At 48.1% G+C, this 17307-nt stretch carries 19 protein-coding genes; 10 read left to right on the top strand and 9 right to left on the bottom strand.

The genetic code is table 11. The features are described 5' to 3' along the window. Positions 1-13 precede the first annotated feature (13 nt). Together csgE and csgD are read right to left on the bottom strand one after the other, a co-directional pair. Positions 14-403, bottom strand: a complete 390-nt coding sequence (csgE, locus tag ACJHYW_RS06750) for a curli production assembly/transport protein CsgE (protein ID WP_000833288.1) — start codon at positions 401-403, stop codon at positions 14-16. Positions 404-407: 4 nt separating this feature from the next. Then, positions 408-1058: a biofilm master transcriptional regulator CsgD gene (gene csgD, locus ACJHYW_RS06745; protein ID WP_000481500.1), complete on the bottom strand. Its 651-nt coding sequence runs from the start codon at positions 1056-1058 to the stop codon at positions 408-410. Between the two features lie 754 nt (positions 1059-1812). Between csgD and csgB the strand changes: the two genes are divergently transcribed. The 6 genes from csgB (at position 1813) to clsC (ending at position 5638) form a co-directional block, all read left to right on the top strand. Continuing rightward, the gene (csgB, locus tag ACJHYW_RS06740) at positions 1813-2268 is read left to right on the top strand and encodes a curli minor subunit CsgB (protein WP_001360656.1); all 456 of its coding nucleotides are present in this window, start codon (positions 1813-1815) and stop codon (positions 2266-2268) included. 40 nt (positions 2269-2308) lie between these two features. Continuing rightward, a complete protein-coding gene (gene csgA, locus ACJHYW_RS06735; protein WP_000771435.1) occupies positions 2309-2764 on the top strand; it encodes a curli major subunit CsgA in 456 nt (151 codons plus the stop codon). A gap of 58 nt (positions 2765-2822) precedes the next feature. After that, entirely contained in the window at positions 2823-3155 is a 333-nt protein-coding gene (gene csgC, locus ACJHYW_RS06730; RefSeq protein ID WP_000992818.1) for a curli assembly chaperone CsgC, read from the top strand. Between the two features lie 120 nt (positions 3156-3275). Beyond that, on the top strand, positions 3276-3587 hold the full coding sequence (gene ymdA, locus ACJHYW_RS06725) for a protein YmdA (protein ID WP_000489582.1): 312 nt from the start codon (positions 3276-3278) through the stop codon (positions 3585-3587). Positions 3588-3681: 94 nt separating this feature from the next. Next, a complete protein-coding gene (gene ymdB / locus ACJHYW_RS06720; RefSeq protein WP_000857405.1) occupies positions 3682-4215 on the top strand; it encodes an O-acetyl-ADP-ribose deacetylase in 534 nt (177 codons plus the stop codon). After that, positions 4157-5638: a cardiolipin synthase ClsC gene (gene clsC / locus ACJHYW_RS06715; RefSeq protein ID WP_072275261.1), complete on the top strand. Its 1482-nt coding sequence runs from the start codon at positions 4157-4159 to the stop codon at positions 5636-5638. The genes ymdB and clsC overlap by 59 nt, the downstream gene beginning before the upstream one ends. 7 nt (positions 5639-5645) lie before the next feature. Here clsC and mdoC read toward each other — a convergent pair whose 3' ends face one another. Further along, positions 5646-6803 (bottom strand): glucans biosynthesis protein MdoC, encoded by a 1158-nt coding sequence (gene mdoC / locus ACJHYW_RS06710; RefSeq protein WP_061092645.1) that lies wholly within the window; start codon positions 6801-6803, stop codon positions 5646-5648. Between the two features lie 393 nt (positions 6804-7196). On the opposite strand from mdoC, the gene mdoG reads away from it, so the two are divergent. The 3 genes from mdoG to ACJHYW_RS06695 all read left to right on the top strand — a co-directional run bounded on the left by mdoG (position 7197) and on the right by ACJHYW_RS06695 (position 11668). Then, positions 7197-8732 (top strand): glucans biosynthesis protein MdoG, encoded by a 1536-nt coding sequence (gene mdoG, locus ACJHYW_RS06705; protein ID WP_001300662.1) that lies wholly within the window; start codon positions 7197-7199, stop codon positions 8730-8732. Next, complete coding sequence (gene mdoH / locus ACJHYW_RS06700) at positions 8725-11268, top strand: glucans biosynthesis glucosyltransferase MdoH (protein ID WP_001304473.1); 2544 nt, start codon at positions 8725-8727, stop codon at positions 11266-11268. Before mdoG ends, mdoH begins: the two co-directional genes overlap by 8 nt. 172 nt (positions 11269-11440) lie before the next feature. Further along, positions 11441-11668, top strand: coding sequence for a YceK/YidQ family lipoprotein (locus ACJHYW_RS06695; protein WP_001237205.1), 228 nt, complete (start codon positions 11441-11443; stop codon positions 11666-11668). Here the strand turns inward: ACJHYW_RS06695 and ACJHYW_RS06690 are convergent, their stop codons facing one another. The 3 genes from ACJHYW_RS06690 to lpxL all read right to left on the bottom strand — a co-directional run bounded on the left by ACJHYW_RS06690 (position 11669) and on the right by lpxL (position 14444). Next, the gene (locus ACJHYW_RS06690) at positions 11669-12043 is read right to left on the bottom strand and encodes a MysB family protein (RefSeq protein ID WP_000180063.1); all 375 of its coding nucleotides are present in this window, start codon (positions 12041-12043) and stop codon (positions 11669-11671) included. 82 nt (positions 12044-12125) lie between these two features. Further along, positions 12126-13352, bottom strand: a complete 1227-nt coding sequence (mdtG, locus tag ACJHYW_RS06685) for a multidrug efflux MFS transporter MdtG (protein WP_410233348.1) — start codon at positions 13350-13352, stop codon at positions 12126-12128. Between the two features lie 171 nt (positions 13353-13523). Beyond that, on the bottom strand, positions 13524-14444 hold the full coding sequence (gene lpxL, locus ACJHYW_RS06680; RefSeq protein ID WP_001295958.1) for a kdo(2)-lipid IV(A) lauroyltransferase: 921 nt from the start codon (positions 14442-14444) through the stop codon (positions 13524-13526). 224 nt (positions 14445-14668) lie between these two features. Here lpxL and ACJHYW_RS06675 point away from each other — a divergent pair, with 224 nt between their 5' ends. Further along, positions 14669-15721: a rhodanese-related sulfurtransferase gene (locus ACJHYW_RS06675; RefSeq protein WP_061092646.1), complete on the top strand. Its 1053-nt coding sequence runs from the start codon at positions 14669-14671 to the stop codon at positions 15719-15721. A gap of 41 nt (positions 15722-15762) precedes the next feature. Here the strand turns inward: ACJHYW_RS06675 and ACJHYW_RS06670 are convergent, their stop codons facing one another. From ACJHYW_RS06670 to ACJHYW_RS06660, 3 genes are all read right to left on the bottom strand, one after another. After that, on the bottom strand, positions 15763-16338 hold the full coding sequence (locus ACJHYW_RS06670) for a YceI family protein (RefSeq protein ID WP_000749261.1): 576 nt from the start codon (positions 16336-16338) through the stop codon (positions 15763-15765). Positions 16339-16341: 3 nt separating this feature from the next. Beyond that, on the bottom strand, positions 16342-16908 hold the full coding sequence (locus tag ACJHYW_RS06665; protein ID WP_032171105.1) for a cytochrome b: 567 nt from the start codon (positions 16906-16908) through the stop codon (positions 16342-16344). A 260-nt stretch (positions 16909-17168) separates the two neighbouring features. Next, positions 17169-17282: a YceO family protein gene (locus tag ACJHYW_RS06660; protein WP_001253418.1), complete on the bottom strand. Its 114-nt coding sequence runs from the start codon at positions 17280-17282 to the stop codon at positions 17169-17171. Positions 17283-17307: the final 25 nt, after the last annotated feature.

The raw sequence follows: 17307 nt of genomic DNA, 5'->3' as shown, positions 1-17307 counted from the left end.
AACAATTTTTTATTTAAAATTCATCATGCGCCAAATCGCCCGTACTTAATAACGCCTGATTTATCTGGCGACGATTTAGTGCTTCTTCAGTTTGAATCAGTGCAAAGACGACAGTTTTTTCGAAGTCTCTTTTCAACGGGAATAAAAAAGTCTGGAAAATAACGTCCTGATTGACCGTTATAGTGATCCAACTTCCCCATCGTGCACTGGGCCTTTCATTAATCGTTAAGTTACCCGTATAGTCACTTTCCCATTTATCACTAAAGGCTCGGTAAAAATCATGGCCAATAGATGAAACAGTATGGTCAGTTAACAATCCCGGGACTTCTACCTCAACGGCGTGAAGATTCCCTGCGGCGAACAGAAATTCTGCCGCCACAATCCAGCGTAAATAACGTTTCATGGCTTTATCGCCTGAGGTTATCGTTTGCCCAGGAAACCGCTTGTGTCCGGTTTTTTACAGCTATCTTCTTGAAAAGGTTATAAAGATGCGTTTTAACCGTATTTTCGCTGATGAACAACGAACGAGCGATCTCGTTATTAGACGCGCCGATACGCAGCTTATTCAGGATCTCTTTTTCCCGATGAGTAAGGAGGGCTGATTCCGTGCTGTTATAACGATAGTTACCCGAATGCGTAATCAGGTAGCTGGCAAGCTTTTGCGTAAAGTAGCATTCGCCGCGCAGGACGCCTTGCAACCCATTGACAACACGTTCTTGATCCTCCATGGCATAAAAAACGCCGTTGATATGAGGCCAGTTTTCAATGTCGCGGTACGGGTAATCTTCAGGCGTATTTAGCAACAATATTTTGATATTGTTGTTTTTCCTGCTCAAAGTATCCTGCCAATAATGGATAAGCTTTTTATCCGCTTCCATCATATCCAGAAGAATAATAGAGCCTGAAGATATATCGTCCAGAGAACGTTGAATATTATGTAATTTTCCTGTAATTGCCAGCGATTGTTTAAGGTGCTGCAAGAGAGCTGTCGCCTGCAAAGAAGGTTTAGTGATCAACAATAATGTATGACCATGAATACTATGGACTTCATTAAACATGATGAAACCCCGCTTTTTTTATTGATCGCACACCTGACAGCTGCCTCTAAAATAGAAGCACCAGAAGTACTGACAGATGTTGCACTGCTGTGTGTAGTAATAAATCAGCCCTAAATGGGTAAAATATAAAACTAATGGATTACATCTGATTTCAATCTAGCCATTACAAATCTTAAATCAAGTGTTAAACATGTAACTAAATGTAACTCGTTATATTGAAATGTTAATCTTAAGGTTTTATTAAGTTTAGAAATGATAGAAAAGTTGTACATTTAGTTTTTATTGCACAATTTTAAAAAATCATACAAATGGTGCTAACTTGCTAATAATGCATATAAAAAATATTTCGGTGTAGTCCTTTCGTCATGTAAAACGTTCTTGTTTTTTCTCTACACCTCCTTGGACAATTTTTTACTGCAAAAAGACGAGGTTTGTCACGGCTTGTGCGCAAGACATATCGCAGCAATCAGCGACGGGCAAGAAGAATGGCTGTCTGGTGATTTTTGATTGCGAAAAACGGAGATTTAAAAGAAAACAAAATATTTTTTTGCGTAGATAACAGCGTATTTACGTGGGTTTTAATACTTTGGTATGAACAAAAAAAGAAAAATACAACGCGCGGGTGAGTTATTAAAAATATTTCCGCAGACATACTTTCCATCGTAACGCAGCGTTAACAAAATACAGGTTGCGTTAACAACCAAGTTGAAATGATTTAATTTCTTAAATGTACGACCAGGTCCAGGGTGACAACATGAAAAACAAATTGTTATTTATGATGTTAACAATACTGGGTGCGCCTGGGATTGCAGCCGCAGCAGGTTATGATTTAGCTAATTCAGAATATAACTTCGCGGTAAATGAATTGAGTAAGTCTTCATTTAATCAGGCAGCCATAATTGGTCAAGCTGGGACTAATAATAGTGCTCAGTTACGGCAGGGAGGCTCAAAACTTTTGGCGGTTGTTGCGCAAGAAGGTAGTAGCAACCGGGCAAAGATTGACCAGACAGGAGATTATAACCTTGCATATATTGATCAGGCGGGCAATGCCAACGATGCCAGTATTTCGCAAGGTGCTTATGGTAATACTGCGATGATTATCCAGAAAGGTTCTGGTAATAAAGCAAATATTACACAGTATGGTACTCAAAAAACGGCAATTGTAGTGCAGAGACAGTCGCAAATGGCTATTCGCGTGACACAACGTTAATTTCCATTCGACTTTTAAATCAATCCGATGGGGGTTTTACATGAAACTTTTAAAAGTAGCAGCAATTGCAGCAATCGTATTCTCTGGTAGCGCTCTGGCAGGTGTTGTTCCTCAGTACGGCGGCGGCGGTAACCACGGTGGTGGCGGTAATAATAGCGGCCCAAATTCAGAGCTGAACATTTACCAGTACGGTGGCGGTAACTCTGCTCTTGCTCTGCAAGCTGACGCCCGTAACTCTGATCTGACCATTACCCAGCACGGCGGCGGTAACGGCGCAGATGTTGGCCAAGGTTCTGATGACAGCTCAATCGATCTGACTCAGCGTGGTTTCGGCAACAGCGCTACTCTTGATCAGTGGAATGGTAAAGATTCTACTATGACTGTTAAACAGTTTGGTGGCGGTAACGGTGCTGCTGTTGACCAGACTGCATCTAACTCCAGCGTTAACGTCACTCAGGTTGGCTTTGGTAACAACGCGACCGCTCATCAGTACTAATACATCCTCTGTATTAAAGAAACAGGGCGCAAGCCCTGTTTTTTTTCGGGAGAAGAATATGAATGCGTTATTACTCCTTGCGGCACTTTCCAGTCAGATAACCTTTAATACGACCCAGCAAGGGGATATGTACACCATTATTCCTGAAGTCACTCTTACTCAATCTTGTCTGTGCAGAGTACAAATATTGTCCCTGCGCGAAGGCAGTTCAGGGCAAAGTCAGACGAAGCAAGAAAAGACCCTCTCATTGCCTGCTAATCAACCCATTGCTTTGACGAAGTTGAGTTTAAATATTTCCCCGGACGATCGGGTGAAAATAGTTGTTACTGTTTCTGATGGACAGTCACTTCATTTATCACAACAATGGCCGCCCTCTTCAGAAAAGTCTTAATTTGTTGAAATATCGAGCATAAGATGAATCTGGAGAGAATGGTCTGCTGCGGATCAGCCAACCTGAAAGTATGGATAACACAACCCTCAAGGATGACTAATCATTGAGGAAATAGAATAAATGTTCAGACCTTTTTTAAACTCTCTTATGCTCGGCAGTTTGTTTTTTCCTTTTATTGCCATCGCAGGAAGCACCGCGCAAGGGGGCGTGATCCATTTTTATGGCCAAATTGTGGAACCAGCATGTGACGTCAGCACCCAGTCATCACCCGTAGAAATGAACTGCCCACAGAATGGCTCTGTTCCGGGCAGAACCTATTCCAGCAAAGCGTTAATGAGCGGCAATGTCAAAAACGCGCAAATAGCCTCAGTAAAAGTGCAGTATCTTGATAAACAGAAAAAGCTGGCTGTAATGAACATCGAATATAACTAAGTTTCTGAACAACTCACCTTGCTGAGCAGAAAAATGCGATTTAACCAAAAAGCCTGCTGTACACTTAAGAAACAAGAAGGTGTAAGGAGGCGTTATGAAAACGCGTATTCATGTTGTGCAGGGTGATATTACCAAACTGGCCGTTGATGTGATTGTGAATGCGGCTAATCCGTCATTAATGGGAGGCGGCGGCGTCGATGGGGCCATTCATCGCGCAGCGGGTCCGGCGCTGCTGGATGCCTGTTTAAAAGTCAGGCAACAGCAGGGCGATTGCCCTACGGGGCATGCCGTTATTACGCTTGCAGGCGATCTTCCCGCTAAAGCCGTAGTGCACACCGTCGGGCCAGTCTGGCGTGGTGGTGAACAAAACGAAGACCAGCTTTTGCAGGATGCCTATCTCAATAGCCTACGACTGGTGGCGGCAAACAGCTATACGTCAGTGGCTTTTCCTGCAATTAGTACTGGGGTTTATGGTTACCCTCGTGCGGCAGCGGCTGAAATCGCAGTAAAAACCGTTTCAGAATTTATTACCCGTCACGCTTTACCCGAACAGGTATACTTTGTCTGTTATGATGAAGAAAACGCCCACCTCTACGAAAGACTCCTTACTCAACAAGGAGATGAATGATTTGCCCCGGCTGGCGAGCGCGGTGCTGCCACTGTGTTCGCAACATCCCGGTCAGTGTGGCCTTTTTCCTCTGGAGAAAAGTCTGGATGCGTTTGCCGCCCGGTATCGTCTGGCCGAAATAGCAGAGCATACGCTGGATGTTCAGTATTACATCTGGCAGGACGATATGTCGGGTCGATTACTGTTTTCCGCCCTGTTAGCCGCAGCAAAGCGTGGCGTTCGCGTCCGTTTGTTGCTGGACGACAACAATACACCCGGACTTGACGACATTTTACGCTTGCTTGACAGTCATCCCCGCATTGAAGTCCGGCTTTTTAATCCTTTCTCGTTTCGCTTGCTACGTCCGCTTGGTTATATCACCGACTTTTCCCGTCTCAATCGCCGTATGCACAATAAAAGTTTCACTGTCGATGGCGTGGTGACGCTGGTAGGGGGGCGAAATATTGGTGATGCCTATTTTGGTGCAGGGGAAGAGCCACTTTTTTCGGATTTAGATGTCATGGCAATAGGACCAGTTGTAGAGGACGTTGCCGATGATTTCGCCCGCTACTGGTATTGCAAATCGGTTTCACCCCTACAGCAGGTGCTGGATGTCCCGGAAGGTGAAATGGCGGATCGCATCGAGTTACCCGCCTCCTGGCATAACGATGCCATGACGCATCGTTATTTACGCAAAATGGAATCCAGCCCGTTTATAAATCATCTGGTTGATGGAACGTTGCCGCTTATCTGGGCGAAAACACGTTTATTAAGTGATGATCCGGCGAAAGGGGAAGGCAAGGCAAAACGGCATTCACTGTTACCGCAGCGCCTGTTCGATATCATGGGCTCACCCAGTGAACGCATCGATATTATCTCTTCCTATTTTGTACCGACACGCGCAGGTGTGGCGCAACTCTTACGTATGGTGAGAAAAGGGGTAAAGATTGCGATCCTAACCAATTCTCTTGCCGCTAACGATGTTGCTGTCGTCCATGCCGGATACGCGCGCTGGCGCAAAAAATTGCTCCGCTACGGCGTGGAATTATATGAACTCAAGCCGACGCGTGAACAAAGTAGTACGTTACACGATCGCGGCATAACCGGTAATTCCGGTGCCAGCCTGCATGCTAAAACCTTTAGCATCGATGGTAAAACGGTGTTTATCGGCTCTTTCAATTTCGATCCACGTTCGACATTGCTCAATACTGAAATGGGCTTCGTGATAGAGAGCGAAACGCTGGCACAGTTAATTGATAAACGCTTTATTCAGAGCCAGTATGATGCGGCCTGGCAGCTCCGTCTGGACAGGTGGGGACGGATCAACTGGGTTGATCGTCATGCAAAGAAAGAGATTGTTCTCAAAAAAGAACCCGCCACCAGTTTCTGGAAGCGGGTTATGGTCAGACTGGCGTCGATATTGCCCGTGGAATGGTTATTGTAAACGCGGCTTAACGGGCTGGTGCTTTATCGTTCTCACGCTTAACAACCGGTTTACCAGAGAACAAAAACTTCAGTAACGGGATGCGTAAATGAATTTCATACAGAATTATCGCAATCCCTACTACGAATATCAGGCCACAGAGAAAACCAAGCCAGTTGGAGGTGATGTGCGGTGTAATGTACGCGCCGAAAAACAGCGTTAACGGGTGGTGAACCAGATAGATAAACAGCGATGCATTAACAAAGTAAGTCACCCGCGCTGACTGGAAGTTAAGCAAACGGTGGCCGAAGGAGAAGACCACATTCACCATCCACAGACCGAGGACCATGGTGATCACAGACTCGGTTTCGTACATCCTGGCATCGCCACTGCCATAGCGCTGGTTGAGTAAGTAAGCGACAAATGCCAATGCTGCTGCAAGGGTACAGCCACGAGACGGCGTGGTAAACAAGGCTTTAAGATGAGGGAAAATGAAAGCCAGTGCGCCTAGGATAAAGAACGGCAAATAAAATAGCGTTTGCATGACAATAAAATTGAACATGCCATTACTCAGAATGGGCGGATACACAATAAAAATCGTTCTTCTTATTACCGCATAACCGATGCCGAGGCACAAAAAAATCACCGATAGTTTTACCATCGAGAATTTTTTATTCGTTTTATCAGAATTTTCTAAATTATTTCTGATGCGTTTAAATATCCATACGCACAGCGTCGTCATGACTACTAACACCAGTAAAAACCACAGGTGTGATATTAATTCCCAGGCCAACGTATTATATTTGTCATACAATGATAGCCCAGGCCAACTTTCCGCTTTCCCTTTGACGTATTGCAGCATAATAAATTGCGGTAATGTCAGTAGGGGGATGGCTGTTAACATCGGGATACCTACACGTTCGACACGTACTTTCCACCATTTTTTCAAGGGATAGCGTAAAAAAAGCATGTAGGAAAAGTAGCCGGATATAACGAAAAATACCTGCATGCGGAACGAGTGGATGAAGTCATTAAAAAGGGTCAGCCACAATGACGGTTCGGCGCTATTCACATGCCATGTATGGCTCGAATAGATTAAAGAAATATGAAAAGGGATCCCTAACAACATCAGCCAGGCGCGGATGGAGTCGAGGAAATATTCACGTTGCGCGGGTACTGGATTCATATATGGTTAACTAATCTCGGATTTTTCGTCTTATCCCTGTCGGGTTATGCCTTTAGGCTTGTTGCCATAGCGACACCGACCTGACCGCGCCAGACGCAGGCTTCAAGGTTTTTATGCATAGCATCATCGCTACCACTAACCAGAATGGAAGCGTCTGTAAGACGGTTGATAAATAAATTTGCTGGCAAACCCTACACGAAGTCGATGCTTCTGTCTTTAGGAGAAGCACGGAAAGTGAAAACGGTTGCAATCAGGTGCTTAATCCATGAGCCAGCGTGCTGAACGATACCGGGATTCTGTTGTCGGAATGGCTGGTTATCCATTAAAATAGATCGGATCGATATAAGCACACAAAGGGGGAAGTGCTTACTAATTATGAAACATAAACTACAAATGATGAAAATGCGTTGGTTGAGTGCTGCAGTAATGTTAACCCTGTATACATCTTCAAGCTGGGCTTTCAGTATTGATGATGTCGCAAAGCAAGCTCAATCCTTAGCCGGGAAAGGCTATGAGGCGCCTAAAAGCAACTTGCCCTCCGTTTTCCGCGACATGAAATACGCGGACTATCAGCAGATCCAGTTTAATCATGACAAAGCGTACTGGAACAATCTGAAGACCCCATTCAAACTCGAGTTCTACCATCAGGGTATGTACTTCGATACCCCGGTCAAAATAAATGAAGTGACTGCCACCGCAGTCAAACGAATCAAATACAGCCCGGATTATTTCACTTTCGGCGATGTTCAGCATGACAAAGACACGGTAAAAGACCTTGGTTTCGCCGGTTTTAAAGTGCTTTACCCGATCAACAGCAAAGATAAAAACGATGAAATCGTCAGCATGCTCGGGGCCAGCTATTTCCGCGTGATTGGTGCAGGTCAGGTTTATGGCCTTTCTGCCCGCGGCCTGGCAATTGATACCGCCTTGCCATCGGGTGAAGAATTTCCACGCTTCAAAGAGTTCTGGATCGAGCGTCCAAAACCGACTGATAAACGTTTAACCATTTATGCATTGCTTGACTCGCCGCGCGCGACAGGTGCTTACAAATTCGTAGTTATGCCAGGGCGTGACACGGTTGTGGATGTGCAGTCGAAAATCTATCTGCGCGATAAAGTCGGCAAACTGGGGGTTGCACCGTTAACCAGTATGTTCCTGTTTGGGCCGAACCAACCGTCGCCTGCAAATAACTATCGTCCGGAGTTGCACGACTCTAACGGTCTGTCTATCCATGCTGGTAATGGCGAATGGATCTGGCGTCCGTTGAATAACCCGAAACATTTAGCGGTCAGCAGCTTCTCGATGGAAAACCCGCAAGGCTTCGGTCTGTTGCAGCGCGGTCGTGATTTCTCCCGCTTTGAAGATCTCGATGATCGTTACGATCTTCGTCCAAGCGCATGGGTGACTCCGAAAGGGGAGTGGGGCAAAGGCAGCGTTGAACTGGTGGAAATTCCAACTAACGATGAAACCAACGATAACATCGTCGCTTACTGGACGCCGGATCAGCTGCCGGAGCCGGGTAAAGAGATGAACTTTAAATACACCATCACCTTCAGCCGTGATGAAGACAAACTGCATGCGCCAGATAACGCATGGGTGCAACAAACGCGTCGTTCAACGGGGGATGTGAAGCAGTCGAACCTGATTCGCCAGCCTGACGGTACTATCGCCTTTGTGGTCGATTTTACCGGCGCAGAGATGAAAAAACTGCCAGAGGATACCCCGGTCACAGCGCAAACCAGCATTGGTGATAATGGTGAGATAGTTGAAAGCACGGTGCGCTATAACCCGGTTACCAAAGGCTGGCGTCTGGTGATGCGTGTGAAAGTGAAAGATGCCAAGAAAACCACTGAAATGCGTGCTGCGCTGGTGAATGCCGATCAGACGTTGAGTGAAACCTGGAGCTACCAGTTACCTGCCAATGAATAAGACAACTGAGTACATTGACGCAATGCCCATCGCCGCAAGCGAGAAAGCGGCATTGCCGAAGACTGATATCCGCGCCGTTCATCAGGCGCTGGATGCCGAACACCGCACCTGGGCGCGGGAGGATGACTCCCCGCAAGGCTCGGTAAAGGCGCGTCTGGAACAAGCCTGGCCAGATTCACTTGCTGATGGACAGTTAATTAAAGATGACGAAGGGCGCGATCAGCTTAAGGCGATGCCAGAAGCAAAACGCTCCTCGATGTTTCCCGACCCGTGGCGTACCAACCCGGTAGGCCGTTTCTGGGATCGCCTGCGTGGACGCGATGTGACGCCGCGCTATCTGGCTCGTTTGACCAAAGAAGAGCAGGAGAGCGAGCAAAAGTGGCGTACCGTCGGTACCATCCGCCGTTACATTCTGTTGATCCTGACGCTCGCGCAAACTGTCGTCGCGACCTGGTATATGAAGACCATTCTTCCTTATCAGGGTTGGGCGCTGATTAATCCTATGGATATGGTTGGTCAGGATGTGTGGGTTTCCTTTATGCAGCTTCTGCCTTATATGCTGCAAACCGGTATCCTGATCCTCTTTGCGGTACTGTTCTGTTGGGTGTCCGCCGGATTCTGGACGGCGTTGATGGGCTTCCTGCAACTGCTTATTGGTCGCGATAAATACAGTATATCTGCGTCAACAGTTGGCGATGAACCATTAAACCCGGAGCATCGCACGGCGTTGATCATGCCTATCTGTAACGAAGACGTGAACCGTGTTTTTGCTGGCTTGCGTGCAACGTGGGAATCAGTAAAAGCCACTGGGAATGCCAAACACTTTGATGTCTACATTCTGAGTGACAGTTATAACCCGGATATCTGCGTCGCAGAGCAAAAAGCCTGGATGGAGCTTATCGCTGAAGTCGGTGGCGAAGGTCAGATTTTCTATCGCCGCCGCCGCCGTCGCGTGAAGCGTAAAAGCGGTAATATCGATGACTTCTGCCGTCGCTGGGGCAGCCAGTACAGCTATATGGTGGTGCTGGATGCTGACTCGGTAATGACCGGTGATTGTTTGTGCGGCCTGGTGCGCCTGATGGAAGCCAACCCGAACGCCGGGATCATTCAGTCGTCGCCGAAAGCGTCCGGTATGGATACGCTGTATGCGCGCTGTCAGCAGTTCGCGACCCGCGTGTATGGGCCACTGTTCACTGCCGGTTTGCACTTCTGGCAACTTGGTGAGTCGCACTACTGGGGGCATAACGCGATTATCCGCGTGAAACCGTTTATCGAGCACTGCGCACTGGCTCCGCTGCCGGGCGAAGGTTCCTTTGCCGGTTCAATCCTGTCACATGATTTCGTGGAAGCGGCGTTGATGCGCCGTGCAGGTTGGGGGGTCTGGATTGCTTACGATCTCCCAGGTTCTTATGAAGAATTGCCGCCTAACTTGCTTGATGAGCTAAAACGTGACCGCCGCTGGTGCCACGGTAACCTGATGAACTTCCGTCTGTTCCTGGTGAAGGGTATGCACCCGGTTCACCGTGCGGTGTTCCTGACGGGCGTGATGTCTTATCTCTCCGCTCCGTTGTGGTTTATGTTCCTTGCGCTCTCTACTGCATTGCAGGTAGTACATGCGTTGACCGAACCGCAATACTTCCTGCAACCACGGCAGTTGTTCCCGGTATGGCCGCAGTGGCGTCCTGAGCTGGCGATTGCACTTTTTGCTTCGACTATGGTGCTGTTGTTCCTGCCGAAGTTATTGAGCATTTTGCTTATCTGGTGCAAAGGAACGAAAGAATACGGCGGCTTCTGGCGCGTTACATTATCGTTGCTGCTGGAAGTGCTGTTTTCCGTGCTGCTGGCTCCGGTACGCATGCTGTTCCATACGGTTTTCGTCGTCAGCGCGTTCCTTGGCTGGGAAGTGGTGTGGAATTCACCGCAGCGTGATGATGACTCCACTTCCTGGGGTGAAGCGTTCAAACGCCACGGCTCACAGCTGCTGTTAGGGTTAGTGTGGGCTGTTGGGATGGCGTGGCTGGATCTGCGTTTCCTGTTCTGGCTGGCTCCGATTGTCTTCTCGTTGATCCTGTCACCGTTTGTTTCGGTGATTTCCAGCCGTGCCACCGTTGGTCTGCGCACCAAACGCTGGAAACTGTTCCTGATCCCGGAAGAGTATTCACCGCCGCAGGTGCTGGTTGATACCGATCGGTTCCTTGAGATGAACCGTCAACGCTCCCTTGATGATGGTTTTATGCACGCAGTGTTTAACCCGTCATTCAACGCTCTGGCAACCGCAATGGCGACCGCGCGTCACCGCGCCAGTAAGGTGCTGGAAATCGCCCGTGACCGCCACGTTGAACAGGCGCTGAACGAGACGCCAGAGAAGCTGAATCGCGATCGTCGCCTGGTGCTGCTAAGCGATCCGGTGACGATGGCCCGTCTGCATTTCCGCGTCTGGAATTCCCCTGAGAGATATTCTTCATGGGTGAGTTATTACGAAGGGATAAAGCTCAATCCACTGGCATTGCGTAAACCGGATGCGGCTTCGCAATAAAAACGTAGTTGCCTGATGCGCTACGCTTATCAGGCCTACATCGCTCCTGCAATGTATTGATTTTGCAAGATTTTGTGGGTCGGATAAGGCGTTCACGCCACATCTGGCAAAAACAACGAGCCAATAAAAATACCGGCGTTATGCCGGTATTTTTTTACGGAAGAGGTATCAAATGCGTTTAATTGTGGTGAGCATCATGGTGACCTTGCTGAGTGGCTGTGGCAGCATTATTAGTCGCACTATACCGGGGCAGGGGCATGGCAACCAATATTATCCCGGTGTGCAATGGGATGTGCGTGACTCCGCCTGGCGTTATGTCACGATCCTTGATCTGCCATTCTCCCTGGTTTTTGATACTTTACTGCTGCCGATCGACATTCATCATGGCCCGTATGAGTAATTAACGTTCATCCCACTCATCAGCTGCTGCGCGTCCTTCCTCAGTATCCAGCGGTGGCTCAAGCTGAAATTCCCCCTCATCCCATTCATGTAATGTATTCTCTTCCTGCCACTCCTGGCGGATCTCTATCTCATCATAGTCGCCATCAAAAACACTTTGCGCGGCTTCACCGCTAAGCATAGGTAAACATTCACCTTCTTCCCCTTCGTCGGCAAAAAACTCAACTTGCCACATGATGTCGCCGTCCTGCAAAACGTATTTTTGGGCATTGAACTGTTGCACATTCGCGTTTTCGGCGTCGATGCCGGGGTTGTCTGCAAGAAATTCTTCGCGTGCAGCGTCAATGGCTTCTTCAAGCGTTGCGTACATGGTCATCACGATTCTCCCTTTGAGTTGATGAGGTTTCAGGGAAAAGGATAGCTGATTCTCCGCTTTTGCAAGTATGAAAGGCGAAAAATCAGTTCGATACCTGGGGTATTCGACGACGATGTAGACTGTTCCATGAATAGACTGCGTTGAATAACACTACGCCAGCGGTGACGAGAAATACCGCTCTGAAACCGTAGTTCGCTGAAATCGCGGCTCCCATCAATGGTCCGGTAACGTTTCCAATATCACGAAACGACTGGTTATAGCTGAAGATACGCCCGGCGATTTGGTTGCTCGAGTTGTAAACCAACAGTGTCTGTACGGCGGGGAGTAGTGCACCATCGGCGGCACCGAGCAAAAAACGTAAAATCCCAAGTTGTAATGGCGTCTGAACGTATGACATTGGGATCAACAGCAGTACAGAAAAGATCAGCGCCGTAATCAGGATCTTTTCGGGGCCGATTCGATCGCCAAGTTTGCCGAGTCGTGGTGCACTCAGCAGAGCCGCCACGCCTGGCACCGAGGCGATCATGCCACTGATAAAAGCGACGTTACTGACGTTACCCGCCAGTTCGCGGACATACAGCGTCAGAATGGGGGCAATTGAGCCCGTCGCCACCTGGATGATTAACGTGGTGACAAACAGGCTGAGTATCAGTTTCGGGTTTTTAAGTGATGTCACCACTTCCCGCATATGCAGCATCTCTTTTTTGCTGACCGGCTGGAATTTTTCTCTGATGCAAAACAGGGTGACGAAAAAGCAGAGTATGAGCACACTGGCGGTAATAAAGAATACCGGACGTAAGCCGTAGCTATCGGCGAGCAGGCCGCCAGCCATTGGGCCGAGCAACGCGCCGCTAACGCCGCCTGTGGAAAGCGTCCCCAGCGCCCAGCCGCTTTTATTACGCGGTACTTGTGTGGCGATAAGAGCATTAGCGTTGGGGACAAATCCGCCAAGTAACCCAAGAAGCGCCCGCAGGATCAAAAACTGCCAGATATTTTGTGCCAGTCCCATCAACACCATCACGATGCCCATGCCGAGAGCAGAGCGTAATAGCATGAGTTTTCGGCCTTTACGGTCGGCGAGTCCACCCCAAAACGGTGAGGCGATGGCCGAAAATAAAAATGTAATGCTGAAGACAATACCGGACCACATATTCAGGGCGGAGTGGCCGGTAACGCCAAGCTGCTCAACGTAGAGGGGTAAGAAGGGCATTACCAGGCTGAAGGCGGCACCGGTAAGAAAACAGCCTAGCCAGGCGACGATCAGGTTTCGTTTCCAGTTTATAGGGGTGTCATTTTCACAGGGTGACATAGCAATCCGCTGTTGGTGCGCCAGGCGCGGTGAACATAAGAAGAAAAGATAAGCACACTAATTATGCGCCCGACTTCCAGGGGGCGCAATCCAGAGAGCTTTTATCGCTAAATCAGGGGGATTTGCTGTGGTAATGCCGGATGCCATTCTGAAGCATCCAGCATGGAAGATTTAATAGCGTGAAGGAACGCCTTCCGGGCGTGTTTTAAAGCGACGGTGTAACCACATATACTGCTCTGGTGCCATCATGATGCATTTTTCGACCACTTTGTTCATCCACGCGGCGGTAGTTTCGGCATCATCCAGCGGCGGAGAACACTCTGGCGGCAGTATAATCAACTGATACCCTTTGCCATCTGGCTTACGGCGTGGAACGAAGGGCACCAGACATGCGCCGGACATCCGTGCCAGCATCCAGGTTCCGGTCGTGGTCGCAGCCTGCTCAACGGCAAACAACGGGACGAAAACGCTTGAGCGCGGGCCGTAATCATGATCCGGTGCGTACCAGACCACTTCGCCTTTTTTCAGGGCTTTAATCATGCCTTTTAAATCTTTGCGGTCGAGCATCGATTTATTTGAGCGTAAACGACCCCAGGTTTGTAGCCAGTCAATCAGTGGATTATCGTTCGGGCGGTAAACGCCAATCCCCGGTTCCTGCATACCAAACTGCCGCGCACCAAGCTCCAGTGTCAGAAAATGGATGCCAACTAACAGGATGCCGCGTTTTTGCGCCTGCACGTCACGAATGTGTTCCATGCCGATCACTTCCGTCCAGCGGGCGATTCTGCGATCCGGCCAGAACCACGCCATGCCAGTTTCCATCAGTCCCATGCCAACGGATTCGAAATTCTTCACCACCATTTTACGGCGTTCTTGTTCGCTCATTTCCGGGAAGCACAGTTCCAGGTTGCGATGCACAATTTTTGCGCGTCGTTTCATAAAACGTAACGCAAGTTTTCCTAATCCACAACCGAGGCGGTAGATAACCGGGTAGGGCAATTGCACGACTAACCAAAGTACGCCAATACCCAACCAGGTTAACCAATAACGCGGATGAAGCAGTGCGGTGGAGAACTTGGGTAGATTCGTCATATCAATCCTGTTTTTCAACCTATACGGGCAATTGTATGTATTGTCGCATTTTTTCGTCCGCAACCAAAATTTGTGACTGAAGACTGGGCGAAATTGCCGCGCTTGTAAATAACAAATAATTTTTAATGCGCAAATGTAGCGTAAAATGTGTGGATGTTAATTATCGATAATTGCTATATCATGCCGCGGATTTTTACTTTCCCATCTCGCAGGAACCGTACACCATGCCAGTGTTACACAACCGCATTTCCAACGACGCGTTAAAAGCCAAAATGTTGGCTGAGAGCGAAACGCGAACCACCATTTCGTTTTATAAGTATTTCCACATCGCCGATCCTAAGGCGACCCGTGACGCTTTATATCAACTGTTTACCGCGCTGAATGTTTTTGGGCGAGTGTATCTGGCGCATGAGGGCATTAACGCGCAAATCAGCGTACCTGCGAGCAATGTTGAAACATTTCGCGCGCAGCTTTATGCCTTCGACCCGGCTTTAGAGGGCTTACGCCTGAATATCGCGTTGGATGATGACGGGAAATCCTTCTGGGTACTGCGCATGAAGGTCCGCGATCGCATTGTTGCCGACGGTATTGACGATCCTCACTTTGATGCCAGCAATGTGGGTGAGTATCTGCAAGCGGCGGAAGTGAACGCCATGCTTGACGATCCCGATGCATTGTTTATCGACATGCGTAACCACTATGAGTATGAAGTGGGGCACTTTGAAAACGCGCTGGAAATTCCGGCAGATACCTTCCGTGAGCAGCTGCCAAAAGCAGTCGAGATGATGCAGGCACATAAAGATAAAAAAATCGTTATGTACTGCACCGGCGGCATTCGTTGTGAAAAGGCCAGTGCCTGGATGAAACATAACGGATTCAATAAAGTCTGGCATATCGAGGGCGGAATTATTGAATACGCCCGTAAGGCGCGCGAGCAGGGCTTGCCGGTGCGTTTTATTGGCAAAAATTTTGTTTTTGACGAGCGGATGGGCGAACGTATATCTGATGAGATTATCGCGCATTGCCACCAGTGCGGTGCGCCGTGCGACAGCCATACCAACTGTAAAAATGATGGCTGCCATCTGCTGTTTATTCAGTGTCCAGTATGTGCGGAAAAATACAAAGGTTGTTGTAGTGAGATTTGCTGCGAAGAAAGCGCGTTACCGCCAGAGGAACAGCGACGCCGTCGGGCAGGACGTGAAAATGGCAATAAGATCTTTAATAAGTCTCGTGGGCGTCTGAATACAACACTGGGCATTCCTGATCCAACAGAGTAAATATCATTGCCGGATGCGTGCCATCCGGCAACATTTCACTCTTACTTCTGCTGTACGCCTTCCACTGAAATAATCAGATCCACTTCCTGAGAAGCTGGACCTAAATCTGTTTTGATATTGAAGTCCTTGAGCTTAATTTTGCCTTCGGCCTCGAAGCCTGCACGTTTACCACCCCACGGGTCGTCGCCTTGACCAATTAATTTCGCTTCCAGCGTGACGGGTTTGGTTACGCCATTCAGCGTCAGATCGCCGGTAATATCCAGTTCGTCACCGTCTTTCTTCACGCTGGTGGAGGTGAATGTTGCCTGTGGATATTTTGCGGTATTGAGGAAATCCGCACTGCGAAGATGTTTATCGCGTTCGGCGTGATTAGTATCGACGCTGGTGGTGTTAATTGTCACATTCACTTTATCGGCAGCTGGATTTTTTTCATCAAAGGTAAAAGTACCGTCGAAATCTTTAAAGGTGCCATATAACCAGCTATAGCCAAGATGCTGGATGCGGAAGTTAACAAAGGCGTGCTGACCTTCTTTGTCAATTTTGTAATCGGCGGCAACCGCTGAACCGGCAGAGAACATCAGGGAAGCGAAGGTTAAACCAAGCAGGCTTTTTTTCATTTTTTATACTCCATAGTCAGATGACGACTTTCCCAGCATGCGCTTCAGAGTGTCGTCTTTATCGATGAAATGATGCTTCAGGGCCATAAATCCGTGCATAACGGACAGTACTACGACGCTCCACGCGAGCCAAAAATGCAGGGCACCGGCAAAGTCAGCCTGTGCGCCAGCGTCGGCGAGGGTCGCGGGGACGTCAAACCAGCCAAAAACGCTGATCGGTTTACCATCGGCAGTTGAGATCAGATAGCCGCTGATGCCGATGGCGAACAGCAATAAGTACAATGCGAGATGTCCAGCCTTTGCGCCAAGACGAGTCATGGGCGAATAACTCTGCAGCGGACCCGGCGGTGGAGATATGACGCGCCACAGAACGCGAATAACCAGCCCCATCATTAACAAAATACCGATGCTTTTATGCAGTTCGGGTGCTTTGTGATACCAGCCATCGTAATAACTGAGCGTGACCATCCACAGACCTAAAGCAAACATGCCGTAGACAATAATTGCGCTTATCCAATGTAAGGCCGCAGATATAACACCATAGCGTTCAGGGGTATTTGTGAATGACATAAGTGCATCCAAAACGACTTTGCGAGAGAAAGAAAATGGCGTGTCGGAGAATGAATTGCAACACAAAAATAACAAATTGAATGATATTTATTTTTATTTCAATAATTTTGAATTAATAATGAAAGAATCTTCATAAGTTTAGTGGGTTCAGCTTCAGAGATGTCTGGTGAGTGCTGTTGAAGCAGGAATAATCTCATTCAATTTTTCACGCTAAATGAAAGAGAGATTAAATATTTGTCAGTTTATGTCAGTGCGGAAAACTAAAAATAAAACACATAGATCAGATCCATAATTGCCAACAATCCCCAGAGAAAAAGATAAAGCATCAGATGCTCGCGAATATTATTGATGAGATAGTGCAACAGCCGACGCATTAAATACTCCTGTAAAAACGGCCTC

The organism is Escherichia sp. WS3063 (assembly GCF_046486595.1).
In the GTDB taxonomy this organism is placed as follows: Bacteria; Pseudomonadota; Gammaproteobacteria; order Enterobacterales; family Enterobacteriaceae; genus Escherichia; species Escherichia coli.
The sequence above is the reverse complement of the archived record's forward strand: the minus strand, read 5'-3'. Positions and strand labels throughout refer to the sequence as shown.